This window comes from Eubacterium sp. CAG:161 (assembly GCF_000432355.1).
Classification (GTDB): domain Bacteria; phylum Bacillota; class Clostridia; order Lachnospirales; family Lachnospiraceae; genus Eubacterium_G; species Eubacterium_G segne.
On sequence record NZ_HF991873.1, the window covers coordinates 145,311 to 166,040 of the forward strand.

Sequence of the window (20,730 nt, forward strand, 5' to 3'; positions counted from 1 at the left end):
GCTTTTTAAAATTTGTCAATATCTTTAGCAAATTAATTTCAATATTCAATATTGCATTATGCAAATATGTATGATATTATTTTGTTATCTTAAAGAGAGGAGTTTATTCCTATGAGAGATAAACAATTATGTGCTGATATTGGAAAACGTATCAAGCAAAGACGTAAAGAATTAAATCTGAGTTTAGGATATATAGCTGACAAAATGGGCGTTAATATATCCACAGCTCAAAGATATGAAGCAGGACTTATTGATAATTCTAAAAAAATTGTTGTGGACAGTCTTGCTGAAATACTTCACACTACACCGGAATGGTTACGTGGAGAAACATCAGATTTGAACTCTGATGTAAAAGATTATATGGAACTGAAACTAATTGATTCATTCAATTCAGTTTTAAAATCTTTCTCTAATAATTTAACTGAAGACGCATCAATGTTTTCTAAAAACATGTTTTTATTATTATTAAATGAATTTGCAGAATTTAACAAATCTTTTGAATTTGCTCTTTCTAATTATTCTAATAATGATAATAGTGATATTGCTAAAACTATTGGGTTTAGTTCTTCAAATGAGTTTAATGAAGTTATGTTTTTAAGAGAGCTTAACAGTACAATAAATACTTTTACCGAGTTAAGCGATATTCTTAGAACTTATGCAAAAAATCCAACTGTTGCAAACAACAGACTTAACGCTCTTTTGAAGCAATAATATTTAAATAATTTTATGTAGGAGGTATTTCACATGGTTACAAAAAAATAAAAAGTTAATTACTTGAAGAAAAATGATATATTAACCTATTATCCTTTCCCAAGTACTTAACTTGGAAAGGAAATAATATGAATAATTTTGAATCACTACAAACAGGAAGTGTAAGAAAAAAAGGTTCTCAATGGTATTACCGATTTAGAATAAAAGATCAGGATGGAAATTGGAAAATGCATGAATTCAAGGGCGGTCAAACTAAAGCCGAAACTACTTTTATGCTAAAGCAGGCTCTTGAAGAATATCGTCAGGATGGTTCTATATTTTATGCTGGTTCCTTAACCGTAGGACAGCTTGCCGATATGTGGTACAATGCCGAAATTGAAAATAGTAATCTTACCACTAATGGCAAATACGGATATAAAAATGTAATAAATAATATTCACAATAATCCTTTTTCTCAAATCAAATTAAAGGATTTAACTATAGAAGACATTCAGGAATATGTTGACGGATTATATTTTGGCGTTTATGACAATGAAGGCAATCAGATTGCCAAACCTTATGCAAAAGCAACTATGAGGAAATTTTTTCTTGTTCTTAACAATATGTTTAAGTATGCGGTCTATCCCAAAAAACTGCTTAGAGAAAATTTAATGCAATATGTTAAAAAGAGAAAAGTTGCAAAAGATAATTCTCTTTTTGGTAACTCTAATGAAGCTAAAATACAAACCATAACGCATCAGGAATTTTTAAAAATAATTAACTACTTATCTTCCGTAGAAGATTATTGTTATTTGGCATTACCAATTCAAATTGCTTACCATACAGGTATGAGAGCCGGAGAAGTATGTGGACTAACTTGGGATGATATTGATTTTGAAAATCAGGTTTTATATGTTAGACGTTCGATGTATTATGACAAGGATTTGAAAACTTGGGAGCTGAAAGTTCCTAAAAATGGCAAGCCACGAGCTATAGATTTTGGAGATAGTCTTGCCCATATTTTATTAATTGCAAAACACGAGCAACAACGAGACAAAAAAATCTATGGCGATTTGTATCAGAATCAGTTTTATCATACAACCGAAATAAGAGGTAAATCACATTGTCAGATTTATACGGACTATAACGAATCTTATATTAAGAATTCCACACGTTTTTGTCATGGAATTCATGTGGATGATATTGATTCCAACGTTTCACTATCTCCTTTAACTTTTGTATGTACAAAGCCTGATGGAGAATTACTTACAACTCAAACTCTCAAATGGTGTAACAAAGTAGTTCAGAAGAATTTGCCTGAAATCAGTCACTTTCATTTTCACTGTTTAAGACATACTTACGCTTCTACATTAGTATTAAATGGTGCTAACATTAAAGATGTACAGTCACTACTTGGACATTCAGATATAAAGATTACTCTGAATACTTATTCTCATGTTACTGAAAAATCCAGAAAGAAAGCTGTCAATATATTTGAGAATGCTATTTCTGATAAGATAGGATAGGATAAGATGAGATAAGATTTTTTACAAAATAATTTATGAATAGATATAAGAAAATATAATCGAAAATAACATCCTTCCCACAACTTGTGGGAAGATTTGTGGGAAAGGTTTACATAACATTGATTTTTTCGAACCTTTTTCCTTCTAATTTAATCTGATTTTTATTGATGTTTTTTAATGTTGATGTTGTTGTCACATTAATTTTTTAATAATGATTTTAAAACAGAAATATGTAGATTGGTAGTTATTTTAAGATTGTATTTTTCAGGGGAAAACAAGTTACTTTTATGTTTCAGAGAAGTTTCTGGTTTTATAAGGGATTTTGTGGAATGTGCCTTTAAATAAGGCAGTGCACAGCTCGATTGCACTTCGTTTCATCTCGCTGATGCGGCATTCGCCGCATTAAATAAAAAGAAAAAAGACGCTCTGTCTTGAATGCAAGCATTCAGACCATATCGTCCTTTTTCTTTCCATTTTACACTGCTCATTGCTTACGCACAAAGAAAAGTACCACCCCAGGCAATTTAATGTCCGAAACGGTACCCGCAAGTGCGCCTCCAGGGGCTCGAACCCTGCACACCCTGATTAAGAGTCAGGTGCTCTACCAAATGAGCTAGAGGCGCAAAACCTATGTCTTTGTTCTTTAACGGAACGAATGCTATTATATAACAGTTTTTTAATAATTTCAAGTAATTTTTTACATTTTCTTCATTTTATTTTCTTTTTTGTGATTTGCCACAAAAAATCACTGTTATTTTCTCATTTAGCAGTTATTATTTCCAATTTTTTAACGGTTATTACAGCTTTTTCAACAATTCCTCCTTCTTGCTATTAAATTCTTCATCACTTAATATTCCCTTTTCTTTTAATTCAGATAATTTTTCTATCTGCCCTAGTACATCCACCTGTGCTTCCGTGGTATTTTGGGTTGTTTCCTTTATGAATTTGTCCGGAATGTCGTTTTGCCTTAGCACGTCCATAAATTCCACGCATTTTCCAGCCTGTCCGTATATACTTACTCCCGTTAGCATTTCCAAACGTATTAACTGGTTCTTGTTATCGCTGTCTATGTAGGATATTTCAATGTTATTTTTTTGCTCCATGGCTTTCATATCTGAACGTGAACTACTTAAAAGCCATTCTGCATTGCTTATTTTTCTTTCTACAATTTCAAGTTTTTTTATTTTTTCGTATGGAATCGCCATTTCCTCAAACCACTCCACTGTTGTCATTGTAGGTTTCAAATAAAAACAGTCCTCCAAAACATTTAACCCTATCTCCCCTGACTGAGCCTTAGGATATTTTGCCAAACCTCCATTATATGTAACGCCATAGCGGATTATTGCTCCCTCCACAGGTGCCTTCATGTTTTTACTCTCTGCATTATGCTGTTTCATCTGCTCCGAGGATTCCGCAAAGGCTTTCTTTGTTTTGTCGGTAGTGTCTTTTAATGTTTCCTTGGCTTTTTCAAACATTCCATCTATTTTGTCATTTCCAAACAATCCCATTTTTTCACCTTCCCTACATTATCAAATCTGTTATATGCTGTGCTGTTCTTACGGAATCCAATATAATCCATCCGTAAATTCCATAAGCTACTACCAATGGCATTATTACAACCACTATTGCAGGGATTCCTTTTTTCAGAATGTTCTGTTTTTTAAAACTTTTTTTTGCAAAATCTCCGAAATTCTTATCTGAAAAATCCTTGTCTCTTTTAATTTCTGATAATGCCATCCCAAAGCCCACAAAATACACCAACGCTCCTAAAAGTGACCATACATTTGCTATCAGGTAAATGCCTGCTATGGCTAAAACCCCCGTGATAACACCGTAAGCCGGAGCTGCCTCCTTCTTTTCCACCTTAACTTTGCTTTCTGTTATTTTTGCTCCGCAAGCTGTACACACGTTAATGTTATCCATTACTTCCTTTCCACATTTTGGACATTTTTTCATTATTTCTTTCCTCCTTTGATTTTATGCCCTAATTATATTCCTTCATAGGTACACACGTGTGTCTCCTTAAAATTTAATCGTCTTACTTTTACGAATTTTTTAAGTTTTTTTATTTCTTTGCAAATATTTCTTCCTATAATTATTGTTTTTTATTTTTATACTATTTATAATGTTCAAATAGGCACTTATAATTATGAATTTATGCTTTTAGGAGAAAAAGTTTTATGGACAATAAAAAAAATAAATTTGAAGTCAACAGCAGATATTTTACCATTGCAATTTACTGCATCGTATCTGTATTTATTATGGCAGTTTTAGTGCGTGCCGTTTTCTTTTGGGAGTCAACTTCAGCCACTCTCAACGCCTTCTTATCTGCCATGTCACCTTTTTTAATAGGAATACTTATTGCTTTCCTTATTAATCCGTTAGTTTCCTGGATGCGAAAAAAGGTATTCAAAAAGTTTTTCCATATAAAAAATGATGCTTTAAACAGAATGTTGGCAATTTTTGTATCTTATGGCATTGTTTTAAGCGCAACAGCTTTGGGACTTACTGTTCTTATTCCTGAATTAATTGACAGTTTGAACCAGCTTTTGGAGAAAATGCCTTCATGGGCTAATTCCGTTATGGACTTTTTAAACAGACTATCGGAAAAGTACCCGGATTTGGATCTTAAATATATACAGGATACCATAACCAGTGCCGATTCAACTCTACAAAGTTTTCTTAGTGATTTTATAAAAAATATCACCACTACCATTGTTGTAACCGGTGTTACTGTTATTAAATTTGTATTTAATCTTATTGTTGCAATTATCGTTTCTTGCTATCTTCTTATTGATAAGAAAATGCAGATACGTGGAATTAAACGTATTGTTTTTGCTACTTTTAAATATGAGCGTGCCAACAAGATATGGAATATTATTAAAAGGTCTCTAAGAATTTTCATGGACTTTTTTGATGGCAAAATGATTGATTCCCTTATTATCGGAATTTTAACTTTTATTAGCATGATAATAATCAGCCTTTTTAATGTTTCCGGTTTTGCCGAGTGTGCCCTTTTAGTAAGTATCATTGTGTGCATTACCAATATGATTCCATACTTTGGCCCTTTCCTTGGGGGAATTCCAAGTGCCCTTCTTTTGTGCATTTACTCTCTTCAAAGCGGTCTCATATTTGGCATACTGATTATTGTTATTCAGCAGCTTGACGGAAATGTTATTGGTCCAAAAATTCTGGGAGATTCCACAGGTATGCGTCCGCTGTGGATAATATTTGCCATTACTTTAGGTGGATGGCTTGCAGGTGTTCCCGGTATGTTGCTTGGTGTTCCTTGTGTTGCCGTTATTACCGGATTAATGGAAGACCATGTAAACGAGAAACTTGCCGAGAAAAATATTAATTTGCCGGTTATTAAAAATGAAAAGGTCCGCAAAGGGAAGGATAAGGATAAGAACAAGAATAATAATAAGGAAGAAACTAAATCGGAAGATTAAAATACAGATAATGATACAAGAAGCCGGGGGATGTAAGACTTGGTAGATTGTGAACTTGTAGATTGTGGCAGTTGGATTGTGATTTTTTTACAATTCAAATTATTTAATCTATGCTTAATATAATGGTGCTGTTATATTAACTAATGAGTTCTTTTTCAGATAGATAAGTGAACTATCTAAATAGAGACATCACACTGTTAATGTAGCAGCCCTTTTCCATATATTTTTTCATATCTATTTTAGTATAAAACATTATACAAAAAAGATACATATTCCGAATATTATTAATATCAATATATATTCGGAGGTTTTTCTATGAATAAAGCAGTCATTATAAGTTGCATTTTTGCATCAACATTATTTTTTTCAGCCTGTGGGAATTCAAATATTTCTCAAGATAAAAAAACTGAAGTCAAAACCACTACACAGATTTCAACTTCAGTTATTACTACTACTTCATCATCTAAATCAGTCACGAATTCAAAAATAAATTCAACTACTCAACTAACAGCAACAGAAAATAATTTCAGCGATTCAGATATTCAAAATGCACTGAATGTAGCAAACAGTTATTATAAAACCATCACACAAAAAGTCAAAAAGCTTTACTTTGACAAAATTGATGGTAAAAAAATCATCTTTAAAGGTAGAGATACTAAAAGTAATGCATACCGTAGAATAATTCTAAAACAGAAAAATAACAACTGGGTGGTTGTAGATGAAGGTTATTAATCTGCCAGCATCAAGCTCAATTTAGAGTCTCTTTCCTACCGGGAATTCCCTATGTAATCAATCTTTTCCTGGTTTATTTTCAGATTATATTTCTCTCACAGCATCCAAATGATTTGTGTACAGTTATTTCCTCAATTCACACTTTCCAACCACCCACGCCTAATTTCCAACCAGCTTCCATTTAGCCTAATTCCCCTATTTTCTGCCATTTCCCCTTTCTACCCATTAGCCACCGGCTTGCCCGTCTACCTGTTAGCCACCAGCTTGTGTATAGGATTTCCCATTTGAGAAAACTTGCTTTCATATTCCGTCATTACATTTCCTTTAACCATTTCGCTATCATTGTGAAGGTCCCATGTCTGTGCTACCAGATTCCATCCTGCCTCCGGCACCTGCTCTAAGGAAAACTGGAAAAGCAAATCATTATCTGTCTTAAATTCCACCACTCCGTCTTTTTTTAGAATATTATCATATCTCTCGAAAAACTGCTTTGACGTAAGTCTTCTTTTTGCATGTCTGTCCTTCGGCCACGGATCTGAAAAATTCAGATATATTCTATCAACTTCTTCCTTATTAAATACATCACAAATATACTCCGCCTCCATTCTTATAAAACGGAGATTTGGTACCTCTATATCCTGGCACTTTTCAATTGCTCTAATCAAAACGCTGGAATACTTCTCAATTCCTACATAATTAATATCCGGATTTTCAAGGGCTAACTGTGTAATAAACCTACCCTTGCCCATTCCTATTTCTATTCTTATGGGATTATTATTTCCAAACTCTTCATTCCATTTTCCTTTTAAAACCTGTGGTTCATTTATTGCTAAATTGCTTTCTGCAATAGCTTCCCTTGATCCCGGTACATTTCTTAATCTCATGCCTGTCTCCAATCTGTAAAATACATAAATTTATTTGCCTGATATAGATATTAACTAATCACTTATTATAATGAAAAATTCTAATTGGTTTCATTAATTTTTTCAAGTTTTTATTGTAATTTTTACAAAAAGTGTTAAAGTAGACTTAAAGTCTAAGAAAGGGTATTTGAGCAAATCTGCCCTTGATGTGTAAGTCTCGGTAAGATTGTCACCGGGGCTTTTTGTCTATCATCTTTACTACATATTTTGTTTAATGTATTATTAATTATTATTTAAGGATAATAGTATAATAGAGGGGCAAATGTATTTTTAGTGCCACTCTGTTTTATGCCCAAAACCATATGATATAAAAATCTCACAACATAAAAACATATGGTATAAGATTATATGACATAAAACAATATAACTTAAAATGAAGGAGGCTGCACATGAGTCAGGATATTAACAAAATCATAAACGAATTGGCAGAAATTGATTCAGCTTCAGCTAAAATTATGCAACAATCGCTTAATGAAAAAGCAAAGTATGCAGATTATATTAATCAGCAAAAAAAGCAATACGACCGGGAACTTCAAATGGATGTGGACTCCTGTGTTAATGAATATAAAGAACAGTTAAATAAAGAAAACGAAATAGAAATAGATAAATGCCAAAAGGAATGTTTAAAGGATATAGAAAAGTTAAACAATCTCTTTGCATCAAAGGGTGAAGCCTTAGCGGAAGGTATATTTAACAACATTATAAAGGAGTGAGCCTATGAGAAACGGAAAATTAGTGGCTTACAGTGGCATGACTACCAAAATAAGGGCAATGAAAAAAGGTCTTATTTCCCAGTCTGAATATGATGAGATTGCAAACTTAAAAACCGTTCCTGATTTAATCAGTTATCTGCAAACCTTTCCATCATATGCAGATGTTTTGTCGGATTTAGATGCTTCCACAGCCCATCGTGGAGATGTGGAAAGCCGCATGACCTTTTCAACATACTATGATTTTTCTAAGATATTCCATTTTGCCGGAAACATGCAAAAACGATATTTGGAATTTTATTTTATGAAGTACGAAATTGCCACTTTAAAGTCATCCATGCGAAATATTATGGACAGCAGAAATTCAACTATTCCTGTCCTTGTTGATAAACATTTCAAGCGACATTCAAAGCTTGACATAGATAATCTTATAAACTCCTCCAACATGGAGGAATTTGTAAACAATCTTTCAGGCTCTGTTTATGAAAAAACAATTAGAAAGGTTTACGAACTTGACAGCCCTACACTTTTTGATTACGAAATGTCCTTAGACCTTTTCTTTTTCAATTATGTGTGGGACAACAAAAATAAATTTATTCCAAAGGGTGAATGCAAATACTTCCTGGATTCCTTCGGTTCTCAGGTGGATTTGTTAAACATTCTCTGGATTTACCGCTGCAAAAAATACTACACGGTAACAGATTCTCAGATTTATTCGTTTCTGATACCCATTTATCACAATATTGAGAGAAACGACATAAAAGCCATGGTAGAAGCTGAAAATAACGAGGTATTTTTTGAGTTAGTAAACAAGAGCTATTACGGACGTACTTACGGGTTTGAGCCGGGAGAATCAATGGAATCCCAGTTTGGTGGAATTTTAAATACTATATATATGGAAGATTTCCGAACTGCTCCATACTCCTTAGCAGCTATAAATGCATACTTCCACCTAAAAAATTTGGAGGTTACAAAGGTAGTAACGGCAATGGAGTGCATAAGATACGGATATTCTCCGGAAGTCATTACCCGATACATTAATCAAAAGAAAGGGGTTTTGTAATGATTGAAAAAATGAGTTTTGTGACTTTAGCCGGTCCCAAAAATGAAATCGATTATCTCGTAACCCACTATTTAAGTAAGCATGATATTCATTTAGAAAATGCTTTGGCAGAATTTAGTTCTTCCGACCAGTTCACCACTTACAACGAGGAAAATCCTTTTAAGGATGCCCTTAACAAAAGTCACGAACTTATGGGACTTGTGAAGAACCCTGAAAAGGTAAAAATTGAAAATATCAGTATTAAAAGTGCTGAAGGCTTTATAGATAAAATTGATGACAGGCTTTCAGACATAGAGGATGAGATTTCAAAGCTTAATACTCAGATTCAGGCTCTTGATGCCGACTTCAACTCCCTTGCCCCATTTAAAGGGCTTAATTACACATTAAAGGGAATTTATGATATGGATTTTTTCAAATACCGTTTTGGCAAAATTCCAAAAGTCAATTTTGATAAGTTTGAGTCGTACCTTGACCCTGATATTAACGCAATTTTTATTACTACTTTAGCAGCGACGGAATATGTTTACGGGGTATTTTTTGCACCTAATGAATATTTTGAAGAAGTTGCAAAAGATTTTAAGAACATAAATTTTGATGAAATTGCCATTGCAAAAAAATATAAGGATTTTCCTGACAAGGAATGTGAAAATATTTTAAGTCAGAAAGAAGATTTGCAAAAGCAGGTTCAGGCAAAGGAAGATTCCATAAACAACGTTATTGAAGAAAGCAAAACTAAACTTGTTTCCGCTATCAGACGAATAGAAACTGCATATAGTAATTTTGACGTAAGGAAATTATCAGCGGTCACAAGGGAATCCGGTGTGAATTTTCAGGTTTTATGTGGATGGATGGCAACTAAGGAGGCAAAAAAACTCCAGAAGGAAACCGACGACGATGTAAATGTTGTGTGCATTGTCAGCGATGATGTCACGGAGCATAAAACCAAGCCACCAACAAAATTAAAGAATTTAAAAATTGTAAAGCCTTTTGAGTTATTTGTAAAAATGTACGGACTTCCGGCTTACAACGAATTTGACCCTACTTTATTTTTAACCATAACCTATGCCTTTATTTTCGGCATAATGTTTGGTGATTTAGGTCAGGGTCTATGCCTTTTTATTGGTGGAGCTATTTTATACAAAGTTAAAAAAATGGATTTGGCAGGAATTGTCTGTGCCGCAGGAGTAAGCTCCTGTATATTCGGTGCCCTGTTTGGAAGCTTTTTCGGATTTGAGTTTGATTCCGTCATAAGCCCTCTTAAATCCATGGTAACGCTACCGTTTTTAGGAGAAATTAATATTGTTCTTGTAGCAGCATTTCTCTTTGGTTCATTTGTTATATTAACCACCATGGTGCTTAATATTGCCAATGCTATAAAGCAGAAAAACCTTGGCAAGGCATTGTTTGGGCCTAATGCCGTAACCGGTTTTATCTTTTACGCCAGCGTTATAGCAGTTATTTTACTTTACATGACAGGAAAGCCGTTGCCGGGAACAGTGTTACTTATAATAATGTTTGTTGTTCCCCTTGCTTTAATATTCTTTGAGGAACCTCTTAAGAATTTAATTGCAAAGAAAAAGCCTATAGATGAATCGGCAGGAATTTTTGCGGCAACAGCGTTTTTTGAATTGTTTGACTACCTTATAACTTATTTGTCAAATGCTCTATCCTTTTTGCGTATCGGAGTTTTTGCCATAAGCCACGCAGCCATGATGGAGGTTGTTATGACCTTAGCCGGTGCGGAAAATGGCGGCATGCCAAATATACTTGTAGTCATTATTGGAAACATTATTGTTTTAGGTATGGAGGGACTTGTTGTTGGAATACAGGTACTCCGTCTTGAATATTATGAAATTTTCGGACGTTTTTATGATGGAAGCGGACGTGAATTTGTTCCATTTAGGAAGAATAATAAATAAAAACATAAAAACCAGGAGGAAATTAACATGTTAATTAGTATTTTATTTTTAGTAGCTTTAGTACTTACAATTGTACTTCCAATTATTGTTTATTTTGTAGGTGAGCAGAGTAAAGGTCGTTTTAAAAGAACAATGCTTACTAACTGCATTACATTCTTTAGCGTATTTCTTTTTGCAACTGTTTTCTTATTCACAAACACTGCCAGTGCTAAAGTAGCTTCAGATTCTACTATTTCAAGTGGTATCGGTCTTATTGCTGCCGGCCTTGCCATTGGACTTTCATGTATAGGTTCAGGTTATGCCGTTGCAAGCTCAGCCAGTGCAGCTCTTGGTGCATTAAGCGAAGATTCAAGCATTTTCGGTAAAGCCCTTATCTTTGTAGCCCTTGCAGAAGGTATTGCTCTTTGGGGATTTATCGTTGCTTTCCTTATTTTAACACACGTTGCATAAATAACGTTTTTGGAGGCGTATATGAAAATGTATTTAATTAGCGATAATGTGGACACTTTAACAGGCATGCGCCTTGCCGGTGTTGAAGGTGAAGTTGTACATGGTCGCAAAGAGACAAAACAGGCAGTTGAAAAGATTTTAGAAGACAAACATCTCGGTATTCTGCTTATTACGGAAAAATTAAGTTTTGAAATTCCTGAAATAATTGATGATATCAAGCTTAACAGGAAACGCCCTCTATTAGTGGAAATTCCTGACCGTCACGGTTCAGGAAGACAACCGAACTTCATTACCAATTACATTAATGAAGCTATTGGAATAAAACTTTAGAAAGGATGTGGCGCCAATGACTATAGAAGAAAAGATGGAGCACTTCAGAATGATTTCTCTTGAAAGTGCCAATAATCAAAGTGCTGAATCATTAAGCAGCTACAAAAAATCCTTAGACGATGATTTAGAGGTCTATAAGGACAATTCTAAACGACTTGCAGAAGAATCAAAGCGTGCAAGAATTAATCAGGTTAAGTCTGATTACAAAAAGCAGCTTGCATCTTCCCAAATGGCAATAAAAAAGGATTTAACAAAAAAACAGTCTGAAATTAAAGTTAAAGTTTTTGACATTGTCCGTAAAAAAATTGCTGATTACAGAACTACTCCTGAATACATTGCAAACATTAAGCATCAGATACAGTCTGTTTTAGATGAATATGGTGATTCTGAGCTTACGGTTTATATTGATTCAAATGACTCAGCTTTACTTGATGAATTAAAATCAGATTTTAACTGCAATATACAGGTTTATGATAAGGATTTTCTTGGAGGCACAAGAAGCATTATTCCTGATAAAAATATTCTGATAGACTATTCTTTTAAGACAAAGCTTATGGAAGAACAGGAAAAATTCGCAATTACATTGTAGGAGGCAGCCAATTGGAAAAAACAGGTATTATATATGGCATTAACGGGCCTGTCGTTTATATTAAAGGAAAAACAGACTTTAAAATGGGCGAAATGGTTTACGTTAGTTCTGAAAGATTAGTTGGTGAGGTAATCGGACTTACTTCAGAAATGACTACAATTCAGGTATACGAAGAAACCAGTGGTCTTAAACCCGGAGAATTGGTGTATGGTACTGACAGTGCTATTTTCGTTACACTGGCTCCCGGCATACTTGATAATATTTTTGATGGTATTGAAAGACCTTTAAGTGAAATAGAAAAACAGTCAGGAGCCTTTATTTCAAGAGGTGTCAGTGTAGATTCCCTTGATACTAAAAAGAAATGGAAGGTTCAGATTAAGGTTTCCGTGGGAGAATATGTTTCCGGCGGTACAATCATTGCGGAAACTCAGGAAACCCGGGCTATTGTCCACAAATCAATGGTTCCTCCATACATAGAAGGAACAGTTATTGATGTGGCTGAAGATGGTGAATATACCATTAACGACACCATCGTTACTATAAAGAAAGAAAATGGAACTATTGTAGACCTTTCTCTTACCCAGAAATGGCCTATCAGACAGCCACGACCTATTGCAAAGCGCTATGGAACAACACAGCCTCTTGTTACAGGTCAGAGAATTATGGACACATTATTCCCATTGGCAAAAGGCGGTACTGCTGCCATTCCGGGAGGTTTTGGTACCGGAAAAACCATGAACCAGCATCAGATTGCCAAGTGGGCTGATGCAGATATTATTATTTATATCGGATGCGGTGAGCGTGGTAATGAAATGACTCAGGTTCTTGAGGAATTTTCAGAACTTACCGACCCGAAATCCGGCAATCCTTTAATGGATAGAACAACACTTATTGCAAATACAAGTAATATGCCTGTTGCAGCCAGAGAGGCTTCTATTTATACAGGTATTACTCTTGCAGAATATTACAGGGATATGGGATATCACGTTGCAATTATGGCTGATTCCACATCCAGATGGGCTGAGGCTCTCCGTGAGTTATCAGGACGTTTGGAGGAAATGCCTGCTGAGGAAGGTTTCCCGGCATATCTTGCCAGCCGTCTTTCGGCATTCTACGAAAGAGCCGGTTATATGGAAAACCTTAACGGAACTGAAGGTTCCATTAGTATTATTGGCGCAGTTTCACCTCAGGGTGGTGATTTTTCAGAACCGGTTACACAAAATACCAAACGTTTCGTACGTTGTTTCTGGGGTCTTGACAAATCCCTTGCCTACGCAAGACATTTCCCGGCCATTCACTGGCTTACAAGCTACAGTGAATATGTGGATGAACTTGCCAACTGGTACAACACAAATGTAGGCCCTGATTTTACCGAATGCAGAGCTAAAATACTTGCCCTGCTTAATCAGGAAAGTTCTTTAATGGAAATTGTAAAGCTTATTGGTAGTGACGTTTTGCCGGATGACCAGAAGCTTACTTTGGAAATTGCAAGAGTTATAAGACTGGGATTTTTACAGCAGAATGCATTTCATGACCAGGATACCTGCGTTCCGCTGAAAAAACAGCTACTTATGATGAAAACCATACTTTATTTATATGACAAGGCATCAAGTCTTATTTCATACGGCATACCAATGTCAGTTTTAAAGGAAAATAAGATTTTTGAAAAAGTCATTGCCATAAAATATGATGTTCCTAATGATAAATTAGGTATGTTTGATGATTATACAACCGCTATTAATAACTTCTATTCGGAAATAATGGAAGAGAATGCATAAGGAGGGTACCATATGGCTATAGAATATTTAGGATTAAGTGAAATTAATGGACCGCTTGTTGCATTAGAAGGTGTAAAGGATGCGGCTTTTGACGAAATTGTTGAATTTTCCATTAATGATGGTGAGGAAAAACGTCTTGGACGTATTATTGAAATATATGAGGATAAGGCAATAATTCAGGTTTTTGAAGGCTCGGAGGGTATGTCTCTTACCAATACCCATACCAAGCTTACAGGACACCCTATGGAAATTGCCCTTTCTCCTGACATTTTAGGACGTACTTTTAACGGTATTGGCCGCCCTATTGACGGTCTTTCACCTATCAATGGCGAAAAGCGTGATGTAAACGGCAAACCTTTAAATCCGGTAAGCCGTGAATATCCCAGAAACTATATAAGAACCGGTATTTCCGCCATAGACGGACTTACCACATTGATTCGTGGACAGAAGCTGCCTATTTTTTCCGGCAACGGACTTCCACATGACCAGCTTGCAGCCCAATTGGTAAATCAGTCTTCCTTAGGAGACAGTGATGAAAAGTTTGCCATTGTGTTTGCTGCCATGGGCGTAAAAAATGACGTTGCTGACTTTTTCAAAAAGTCTTTTGAGGAATCCGGTGCCTTAGAACATACCGTTATGTTCCTTAACATGGCGAATGACCCTGTTGTAGAACGTCTTATTACCCCTAAGGTTGCCCTGACAGTTGCAGAATATCTTGCCTACGAAAAAGATATGCATATTCTTGTAATTCTTACTGATATGACAACCTATGCAGAAGCCATGCGTGAGGTATCTTCTTCTAAAGGGGAAATTCCTTCAAGAAAAGGTTATCCGGGATATTTGTACAGTGAACTTGCTACAATTTATGAACGTGCCGGCATTATTAAAGGTGCCAAAGGTTCCGTAACCCAGATTCCGATTCTTACAATGCCAAATGATGATATTACTCATCCAATTCCTGACCTTACAGGATATATTACGGAAGGTCAGATTACTTTAGACCGTTCATTAAATGGCCAGGGAATTTATCCTCCTATTAATGTTCTTCCGTCTCTTTCAAGACTTATGAAGGATGGTATCGGTGAAGGATTTACAAGGGATGATCATCAGGATGTTGCAAACCAGCTGTTTTCGGCTTACGCCAAAGTAGGTGATGCCAGAGCTCTTGCTTCAGTTATCGGTGAAGATGAATTATCTCCAACAGATAAGAAATACCTTGAATTTGGTAAAGCCTTTGAGACTGAATTTGTAGGTCAGGGTCTTGGAGTAAACAGAAATATTATTGAAACATTAAATCTTGGCTGGAAGCTTCTTCATATTCTTCCTAAAGAAGAACTTGATAGAATTGACACAAAGATACTGGATAAATACTATGATGCATTTGGAGAAAATTAAAGTTTTTCCACTTAAATTGCTAAATGTGATTACACCACTTTTGGTAATTATACACTTACTAAAATAGGAGTGGGTTTATTATGAATTTAAACACAGTACCTACAAAAGGTAATTTGATGTCCACAAAAAGCTCCCTTACCCTTGCAAAACAGGGATTTGAGCTAATGGACAAAAAAAGAAATATTCTCATTCGTGAAATAATGGATCTTAACGAAAAAGCAAAAGGTATTCAAACAGAAATTGACATGACCTTTAAGGAAGCCTATAGCGCTCTTGAAAAGGCAAATATTGAACTGGGAATTAAAAACGTGGAAACTTTTGCTTTTAACGTTACTCCTGAGAATGACATAAGGATAAAATCAAGAAGTGTTATGGGTACGGAAATCCCTCTTGTAAGACATAAGGAAGAAATCCGAAACCCCGTATATTCTTTTTATGGCACTACGGAATCCCTTGATATGGCAAAATCCTGTTTTGAGAAGGTTAAGGATTTAACCATCAGACTTTCCATGATTGAAAATGCCGCTTATCGTCTTGCTTACAATATCAAGAAAACCCAAAAGCGTGCCAACGCCCTTAAGAATATAACCATTCCAAGCTATGAAGCATTAGTAAAAACCATTGAAAATGCTTTGGAAGAAAAGGAACGTGAGGAATTTACAAGACTTAAGGTTATAAAATCAAGGGTTAAATAAAAAAAACAGTAACCATTGGACAATATTAACTGTTCATTAGTTACTGTTTTTTATTATTCTTATACTATAGTTTACCCTTTACTACGTTAATATTATATACATACAACTATTTATTTCCACTACTTTTTTATCATTGTTTTTTTATTCAATATATGATTTATCAAAAATATTTTGTAAATTAATTGCATTTTGCCTTTATTTTATGTAAAATATATTTTATATGATTATATTTTGGAGATTACAATGATTACATATAGATTTAAAAAAGTTTTATCAGCATTGCTTATTATGATGCTGGTACTGGGAAATATTTTTATCCCAATTACTGATTCCAACACAGGATTAGGAATTGCAGATGTTTCTGCAGCCCCTAAGAAGACAAGCACCAGTTGGCCTAAGGCACCTACTTTGCACGGTGAATCTGCTATATTAATTGATGCATCCACAGGTACTATTTTATATGATAAAAAGTGTAACAAAAAAATGTATCCTGCCAGCATTACAAAAATAATGACGGCACTTTTAACAATAGAGAATTGCAAATTAGATGAAACAGTAGTTTTTTCAAAAAATGCCATTAACGGATTAGAATATGGTGATGCCAATGCCGGTTGTCAAATTGGTGAAAAGTTATCTGTTAAGGACTGCTTATATGCATTAATGCTTACATCCGCCAATGAAGTTGCCACCGCACTTGGCGAACACATTGCCGGCTCCACAAAGGAATTTGCTGAAATGATGAATGAGCGTGCCAAAAAAGCCGGTGCCACAGGAGTTCATTTTGCCAATGCCAACGGTCTTCATGACCCAAATCACTATGTTACGGCATATGGCATGGCTATGATAATGCGTGATGCTCTTAAATATCAGACTTTCAGAGACATTATTAACACATCAGAATATACAATTAAAAAGAATAACAAAAGAAAAGAAAATTTTAATTCTTACCAGCGTCATAAAATGGTTAGACGCTACAGCGGATTTTACTACGATGGAATTATTGGTGGAAAAACCGGATTTACTAATCAGTCTGGGACAACCCTTGTTACCTCTGCCGAGAGAAACGGCATGACTCTTATTACAGTTGTGCTTAACTCAAATGGTAACAATGTTTACTATGACACCAAGGCTTTGCTTGATTACGGCTTTGACAATTTTCACAAGGTTAATGTTGCCCAAAACGATTCCCGTTTCCAAAATACAGAAAGTGTTACTTTGAAATCACCTTTCTGTAACGACAATAGCAGCATTTCCATAGATGATTCCGCCTGTGTGGTTATTCCTAAAAAAGCAAAGTTTGCAGATTTAACATCTGAAATATCCTTTGGAATTTCTAATGATAAATTTGCAACTATTACTTACAAATATGGTTCAAAATCTGTAGGAACAGCTGGTATTAAATACACTAATACCGTTGCAGATACCCCAAACGAGTCATCTACAACTTCTGTTGCTGAAAGTGGAACCACAAACTTAAGTTCAGAAAGTGTACAAAGCACAACCGCTTTAGACACTGAAAATAAAACTGCAGCCGCAAATAGTGATAATTCAAAGAAATCTAACTTCAAGGTACCAAAAGTTCTACTGCCTATTATTATTGGTATCGTAATTGTTGTTATTTTAATATTAATCATTGTTATGCAGCATAGAAGATTAAATAAAATAAGAGCGAATAAACGAAATAGAAATCGCTGATTATTAATTTAGGAGGTATTAATATTATGAATTGGGTAGCACCTATTAAGGACGAAGACACACTTCGTCTATTTGGCAACGCACTTAAAGAAGTTGACTATAAGTACTACATCATGTTTGAAGTTGGTGTGGGCACGGGACTTCAGCTTCAGGACATTCTTTCATTTAAGGTTAAGGATGTAAGAGACAAAGATGAAATAACTGTTGAAATTGGAACAAAGAACATTAAGAACATTTTTAAAGTTCCGGAAGATTTAAAGAAAACAATCCATACTTTCACAGAAGGTAAGGATCCGGATTCTTACTTAATATTAGGACATAACAATTCTAACAAGCCTCTTTCAAGAGAACAGGCATACAGAGTTCTTCGTGCAGCCGGACATAGCATCGGACTTAACTCTATTGGAGCTCAGACCATGAGAAAAACATTTGCATGGAAATATTACAATGAAACAGGAGATATTTACTATCTTCAGAATTTATTTAACCATGCTTCTCCATCTATCACATACCGTTTTATTGGAGAAAAACCTAATATGCAGGTTGTTTTAAAGAAAATGACTCCACAGGAAAATGAAAAGAGCCGTTATATGCTTTACTTAAATGGTAGTGGTAAGAAACGTCTTAATGCTGTTATTGATGCGGTAACTGAAATCCGTGACAAATTCGACGATCCTATGAACAACGATTCATTCTATGGTAAAGTTGATTGTCTTTTAACAGAACTTGAAGCTCTTATGGAGAATTATAAGGAAACTAAATAATAAACAAAAAAGTAGCTGCTTATCCTTTTCGGATATACAGCTACTTTTTTATTTAATCGTCATCCTCATTTTCGTCCTCATTTTCATCCCATAACTCATCTATGACGATTTCTTTATCCAGAGACCTCTGTCTTCTCTCACGTCTCTTTTCCCTAATAGATTCCTGTTTGTCGTAAATACTTTTCGCCCCTTCTTCGTCAGTGGATTTCATAATTTTAATTGCAAAGAAACTGTCATCTTCCACTTTCTTTATCTTAATCTTTCCTCTGACATAACCATGCACGGCACATTTTCCTAAGCAATAATAAGTCTTTCCACAGTCGGAAAACCAATCCAGTTCCTTTTTCAAATATTTGCCACATTTATTACATTTCATGTCGCTTACATCTTTATCTTCGAACATTTCTTCTTTAGAAAGGAATTCCCTTGTTACTAACTTGGTATACTCATCAAACCTAACGAAAATCTCTTCTTCCTTAATTCTAGGTGAATAAAATGTATCAATAGATAATCGGTTCTTATATTTGTCAAAGTCCATGGTCTGCATAACTCTGGCCGTGTAATAGGCATCGCTCAAAGCCCGGTGGAATTCATGATCCTCATCAATTTCCAAATATTCAACAGCACTTGTGAGAGTTCGTTTCATATGTCCATCGTCATATCGCAAACTAAACATTTTCTGCAAATCCACAAAAAATAATGGGAAATCCAGCACTCTCTCTAACCTGTAATGTTTCATATTCTTCTGGAGCTCCGTTAAATCCATAGAACCCCATGTACAGAACATATAATCATCTCCGCACCAGTCAAGAAATTCAATAATTGCTCTCTTGAAATCCTTTCCTTCCTTCAATTCTTCTTCAGTAAAATGAGTTATTTCCCGAATTTTATAATGAAGTTTCTTATATACTCTTGGTCTTATAACCTGTTGGTAAGAATCCAGTATCTCTCTGTCCTCACTAACTCTCACTGCACCAATTTCTATGATTTCAAATGGCAGGTCCGGATAATAATTACTTTTTCCATATGGATTTTGATTCCACTCTAAATCCATTACAATATAGTCCATTATCAATCTCCATATTTAGTTTTATATCAGATAATTATACTACGATTGTAGTAATATTTCAACTTGCGGAGATTCTGGGTATAATTGTGGATTTTGTGTTTTATTCTCTTGATTTAATGTACTCAACAATTCTATTGTCACTACTTTTGAATTTTTTCAACAAGGATATTATTCCAAATAATATTAAGTACCCTATTAAAGCTCCAATAGTATTAAAAATTAAATCATTAACATCAAAGGTTCTAAAATTATATCCTATTAACATATTCACTAACAGCTGTGAACTCTCGACTACAAGACTTAAAATAAATCCCACAATAATAGTTTTTTTCCAATTATTCTTTACTACAAATCCCTGCAAAAATCCTATCGGAATAAACATAACAATATTCAATAAACTTGTCATATGAGCAAAATCCTTAAAAGGAATCAAATTAACATCCCTGCCCAATTTTATTCCACCTAATTCAGTTTCCATAACTTCATTATTAATAAAGATTGGAAACTGAGTTTTATAAATTATCAAAATAAAAGCATATTAATAATAAAGCAATTATTTCTTTAAAATTCTTATTAAATATTTTTTTACACAATACAGCTAAAATCAACGATAAAATTATTAAACAAATTAATATTTTAAAATTAAAATCATAAATCATGTTTCATCTCTCCAAATTAATCTTAATTTTTGTAGTCCAAATGGAAAAGTATATTAATGTGCAGAAATTTTATCTTCCATACAAACGTATTAACATAAAATGCAGCAATGAATCTACAACCATTGCTGCATTTTATAATGTTCCCAGCGGGAATCGAACCCACAACTAGTGCTTAGGAGGCACTTGTTATATCCATTTAACTATGAGAACAAGTGCCGGCTTAAGACTATGGAAAAACCCGTAATCCATAACCGGCATTTTATTTTTTAACCAGTATATATAATACTATTT

At 34.5% G+C, this 20,730-nt stretch carries 20 protein-coding genes and 2 tRNA genes; 15 read left to right on the forward strand and 7 right to left on the reverse strand.

Annotated features, from left to right (window positions below; all coding sequences use genetic code 11):
* Nucleotides 1–111 precede the first annotated feature (111 nt).
* Nucleotides 112–711 (forward strand): helix-turn-helix domain-containing protein, encoded by a 600-nt coding sequence (locus tag Q5O30_RS09810; RefSeq protein ID WP_021953576.1) that lies wholly within the window; start codon nt 112–114, stop codon nt 709–711.
* A 128-nt stretch (nt 712–839) separates the two neighbouring features.
* A complete protein-coding gene (locus tag Q5O30_RS09815; protein ID WP_021953577.1) occupies nt 840–2,216 on the forward strand; it encodes a site-specific integrase in 1,377 nt (458 codons plus the stop codon).
* 550 nt (nt 2,217–2,766) lie between these two features.
* Here Q5O30_RS09815 and Q5O30_RS09820 read toward each other — a convergent pair.
* The 3 genes from Q5O30_RS09820 to Q5O30_RS09830 all read right to left on the reverse strand — a co-directional run bounded on the left by Q5O30_RS09820 (nt 2,767) and on the right by Q5O30_RS09830 (nt 4,172).
* Nucleotides 2,767–2,839: transfer RNA gene (locus Q5O30_RS09820), tRNA-Lys, on the reverse strand.
* 174 nt (nt 2,840–3,013) lie between these two features.
* Nucleotides 3,014–3,724, reverse strand: coding sequence for an SHOCT domain-containing protein (locus Q5O30_RS09825; RefSeq protein ID WP_021953578.1), 711 nt, complete (start codon nt 3,722–3,724; stop codon nt 3,014–3,016).
* Between the two features lie 13 nt (nt 3,725–3,737).
* On the reverse strand, nt 3,738–4,172 hold the full coding sequence (locus Q5O30_RS09830; protein WP_021953579.1) for a zinc-ribbon domain-containing protein: 435 nt from the start codon (nt 4,170–4,172) through the stop codon (nt 3,738–3,740).
* Between the two features lie 224 nt (nt 4,173–4,396).
* On the opposite strand from Q5O30_RS09830, the gene Q5O30_RS09835 reads away from it, so the two are divergent.
* Both Q5O30_RS09835 and Q5O30_RS09840 read left to right on the forward strand, forming a co-directional pair.
* Entirely contained in the window at nt 4,397–5,668 is a 1,272-nt protein-coding gene (locus Q5O30_RS09835; RefSeq protein WP_021953580.1) for an AI-2E family transporter, read from the forward strand.
* Between the two features lie 315 nt (nt 5,669–5,983).
* A complete protein-coding gene (locus Q5O30_RS09840; RefSeq protein WP_021953581.1) occupies nt 5,984–6,400 on the forward strand; it encodes a hypothetical protein in 417 nt (138 codons plus the stop codon).
* A gap of 245 nt (nt 6,401–6,645) precedes the next feature.
* Here Q5O30_RS09840 and trmB read toward each other — a convergent pair whose 3' ends face one another.
* Nucleotides 6,646–7,284 carry a tRNA (guanosine(46)-N7)-methyltransferase TrmB gene (trmB, locus tag Q5O30_RS09845; RefSeq protein WP_021953582.1) on the reverse strand — a complete coding sequence of 213 codons (639 nt, stop codon included), beginning with the start codon at nt 7,282–7,284 and terminating at the stop codon, nt 6,646–6,648.
* 428 nt (nt 7,285–7,712) lie between these two features.
* On the opposite strand from trmB, the gene Q5O30_RS09850 reads away from it, so the two are divergent.
* The 11 genes from Q5O30_RS09850 to Q5O30_RS09900 all read left to right on the forward strand — a co-directional run bounded on the left by Q5O30_RS09850 (nt 7,713) and on the right by Q5O30_RS09900 (nt 18,711).
* On the forward strand, nt 7,713–8,036 hold the full coding sequence (locus tag Q5O30_RS09850; RefSeq protein ID WP_021953583.1) for a hypothetical protein: 324 nt from the start codon (nt 7,713–7,715) through the stop codon (nt 8,034–8,036).
* 4 nt (nt 8,037–8,040) lie between these two features.
* Entirely contained in the window at nt 8,041–9,096 is a 1,056-nt protein-coding gene (locus Q5O30_RS09855) for a V-type ATPase subunit (RefSeq protein WP_021953584.1), read from the forward strand.
* On the forward strand, nt 9,096–11,015 hold the full coding sequence (locus Q5O30_RS09860) for a V-type ATP synthase subunit I (protein ID WP_021953585.1): 1,920 nt from the start codon (nt 9,096–9,098) through the stop codon (nt 11,013–11,015). Before Q5O30_RS09855 ends, Q5O30_RS09860 begins: the two co-directional genes overlap by 1 nt.
* A 27-nt stretch (nt 11,016–11,042) precedes the next feature.
* Nucleotides 11,043–11,465, forward strand: coding sequence for an ATP synthase subunit C (locus Q5O30_RS09865; RefSeq protein ID WP_021953586.1), 423 nt, complete (start codon nt 11,043–11,045; stop codon nt 11,463–11,465).
* A 21-nt stretch (nt 11,466–11,486) separates the two neighbouring features.
* The gene (locus Q5O30_RS09870; protein WP_021953587.1) at nt 11,487–11,795 is read left to right on the forward strand and encodes a V-type ATP synthase subunit F; all 309 of its coding nucleotides are present in this window, start codon (nt 11,487–11,489) and stop codon (nt 11,793–11,795) included.
* Between the two features lie 16 nt (nt 11,796–11,811).
* Nucleotides 11,812–12,384 carry a V-type ATP synthase subunit E gene (locus Q5O30_RS09875; RefSeq protein ID WP_021953588.1) on the forward strand — a complete coding sequence of 191 codons (573 nt, stop codon included), beginning with the start codon at nt 11,812–11,814 and terminating at the stop codon, nt 12,382–12,384.
* An 11-nt stretch (nt 12,385–12,395) separates the two neighbouring features.
* Nucleotides 12,396–14,162 (forward strand): V-type ATP synthase subunit A, encoded by a 1,767-nt coding sequence (locus Q5O30_RS09880; RefSeq protein ID WP_021953589.1) that lies wholly within the window; start codon nt 12,396–12,398, stop codon nt 14,160–14,162.
* 12 nt (nt 14,163–14,174) lie between these two features.
* A complete protein-coding gene (locus Q5O30_RS09885; protein ID WP_021953590.1) occupies nt 14,175–15,557 on the forward strand; it encodes a V-type ATP synthase subunit B in 1,383 nt (460 codons plus the stop codon).
* 80 nt (nt 15,558–15,637) lie between these two features.
* Nucleotides 15,638–16,252 (forward strand): V-type ATP synthase subunit D, encoded by a 615-nt coding sequence (locus Q5O30_RS09890; RefSeq protein WP_021953591.1) that lies wholly within the window; start codon nt 15,638–15,640, stop codon nt 16,250–16,252.
* A 243-nt stretch (nt 16,253–16,495) separates the two neighbouring features.
* Nucleotides 16,496–17,947, forward strand: a complete 1,452-nt coding sequence (locus tag Q5O30_RS09895; protein ID WP_021953592.1) for a D-alanyl-D-alanine carboxypeptidase family protein — start codon at nt 16,496–16,498, stop codon at nt 17,945–17,947.
* Between the two features lie 26 nt (nt 17,948–17,973).
* Entirely contained in the window at nt 17,974–18,711 is a 738-nt protein-coding gene (locus Q5O30_RS09900) for a tyrosine-type recombinase/integrase (RefSeq protein WP_021953593.1), read from the forward strand.
* 52 nt (nt 18,712–18,763) lie between these two features.
* Here the strand turns inward: Q5O30_RS09900 and Q5O30_RS09905 are convergent, their stop codons facing one another.
* The 3 genes from Q5O30_RS09905 to Q5O30_RS09915 all read right to left on the reverse strand — a co-directional run bounded on the left by Q5O30_RS09905 (nt 18,764) and on the right by Q5O30_RS09915 (nt 20,649).
* Nucleotides 18,764–19,780, reverse strand: a complete 1,017-nt coding sequence (locus Q5O30_RS09905) for a 3'-5' exonuclease (protein ID WP_021953594.1) — start codon at nt 19,778–19,780, stop codon at nt 18,764–18,766.
* A gap of 100 nt (nt 19,781–19,880) precedes the next feature.
* Nucleotides 19,881–20,306 (reverse strand): VanZ family protein, encoded by a 426-nt coding sequence (locus Q5O30_RS09910; RefSeq protein ID WP_021953595.1) that lies wholly within the window; start codon nt 20,304–20,306, stop codon nt 19,881–19,883.
* Between the two features lie 271 nt (nt 20,307–20,577).
* Nucleotides 20,578–20,649: transfer RNA gene (locus Q5O30_RS09915), tRNA-Arg, on the reverse strand.
* Between the last annotated feature and the right edge of the window lie 81 nt (nt 20,650–20,730).

What these genes read in the sequence shown, in the direction of transcription:
- Q5O30_RS09860 (WP_021953585.1), top strand. Translation starts at nt 9,096, where the DNA reads ATGATTGAAAAAATGAGTTTTGTGACTTTAGCCGGTCCCAAAAATGAA.
- Q5O30_RS09865 (WP_021953586.1), top strand. Translation starts at nt 11,043, where the DNA reads ATGTTAATTAGTATTTTATTTTTAGTAGCTTTAGTACTTACAATTGTA.
- Q5O30_RS09895 (WP_021953592.1), top strand. Translation starts at nt 16,496, where the DNA reads ATGATTACATATAGATTTAAAAAAGTTTTATCAGCATTGCTTATTATG.
- Q5O30_RS09885 (WP_021953590.1), top strand. Translation starts at nt 14,175, where the DNA reads ATGGCTATAGAATATTTAGGATTAAGTGAAATTAATGGACCGCTTGTT.
- Q5O30_RS09840 (WP_021953581.1), top strand. Translation starts at nt 5,984, where the DNA reads ATGAATAAAGCAGTCATTATAAGTTGCATTTTTGCATCAACATTATTT.
- Q5O30_RS09815 (WP_021953577.1), top strand. Translation starts at nt 840, where the DNA reads ATGAATAATTTTGAATCACTACAAACAGGAAGTGTAAGAAAAAAAGGT.
- Q5O30_RS09890 (WP_021953591.1), top strand. Translation starts at nt 15,638, where the DNA reads ATGAATTTAAACACAGTACCTACAAAAGGTAATTTGATGTCCACAAAA.
- Q5O30_RS09905 (WP_021953594.1), bottom strand. Translation starts at nt 19,780, where the DNA reads ATGGACTATATTGTAATGGATTTAGAGTGGAATCAAAATCCATATGGA.
- Q5O30_RS09900 (WP_021953593.1), top strand. Translation starts at nt 17,974, where the DNA reads ATGAATTGGGTAGCACCTATTAAGGACGAAGACACACTTCGTCTATTT.
- Q5O30_RS09850 (WP_021953583.1), top strand. Translation starts at nt 7,713, where the DNA reads ATGAGTCAGGATATTAACAAAATCATAAACGAATTGGCAGAAATTGAT.
- Q5O30_RS09870 (WP_021953587.1), top strand. Translation starts at nt 11,487, where the DNA reads ATGAAAATGTATTTAATTAGCGATAATGTGGACACTTTAACAGGCATG.
- Q5O30_RS09855 (WP_021953584.1), top strand. Translation starts at nt 8,041, where the DNA reads ATGAGAAACGGAAAATTAGTGGCTTACAGTGGCATGACTACCAAAATA.
- Q5O30_RS09825 (WP_021953578.1), bottom strand. Translation starts at nt 3,724, where the DNA reads ATGGGATTGTTTGGAAATGACAAAATAGATGGAATGTTTGAAAAAGCC.
- Q5O30_RS09830 (WP_021953579.1), bottom strand. Translation starts at nt 4,172, where the DNA reads ATGAAAAAATGTCCAAAATGTGGAAAGGAAGTAATGGATAACATTAAC.
- Q5O30_RS09875 (WP_021953588.1), top strand. Translation starts at nt 11,812, where the DNA reads ATGACTATAGAAGAAAAGATGGAGCACTTCAGAATGATTTCTCTTGAA.
- Q5O30_RS09835 (WP_021953580.1), top strand. Translation starts at nt 4,397, where the DNA reads ATGGACAATAAAAAAAATAAATTTGAAGTCAACAGCAGATATTTTACC.
- Q5O30_RS09810 (WP_021953576.1), top strand. Translation starts at nt 112, where the DNA reads ATGAGAGATAAACAATTATGTGCTGATATTGGAAAACGTATCAAGCAA.
- trmB (WP_021953582.1), bottom strand. Translation starts at nt 7,284, where the DNA reads ATGAGATTAAGAAATGTACCGGGATCAAGGGAAGCTATTGCAGAAAGC.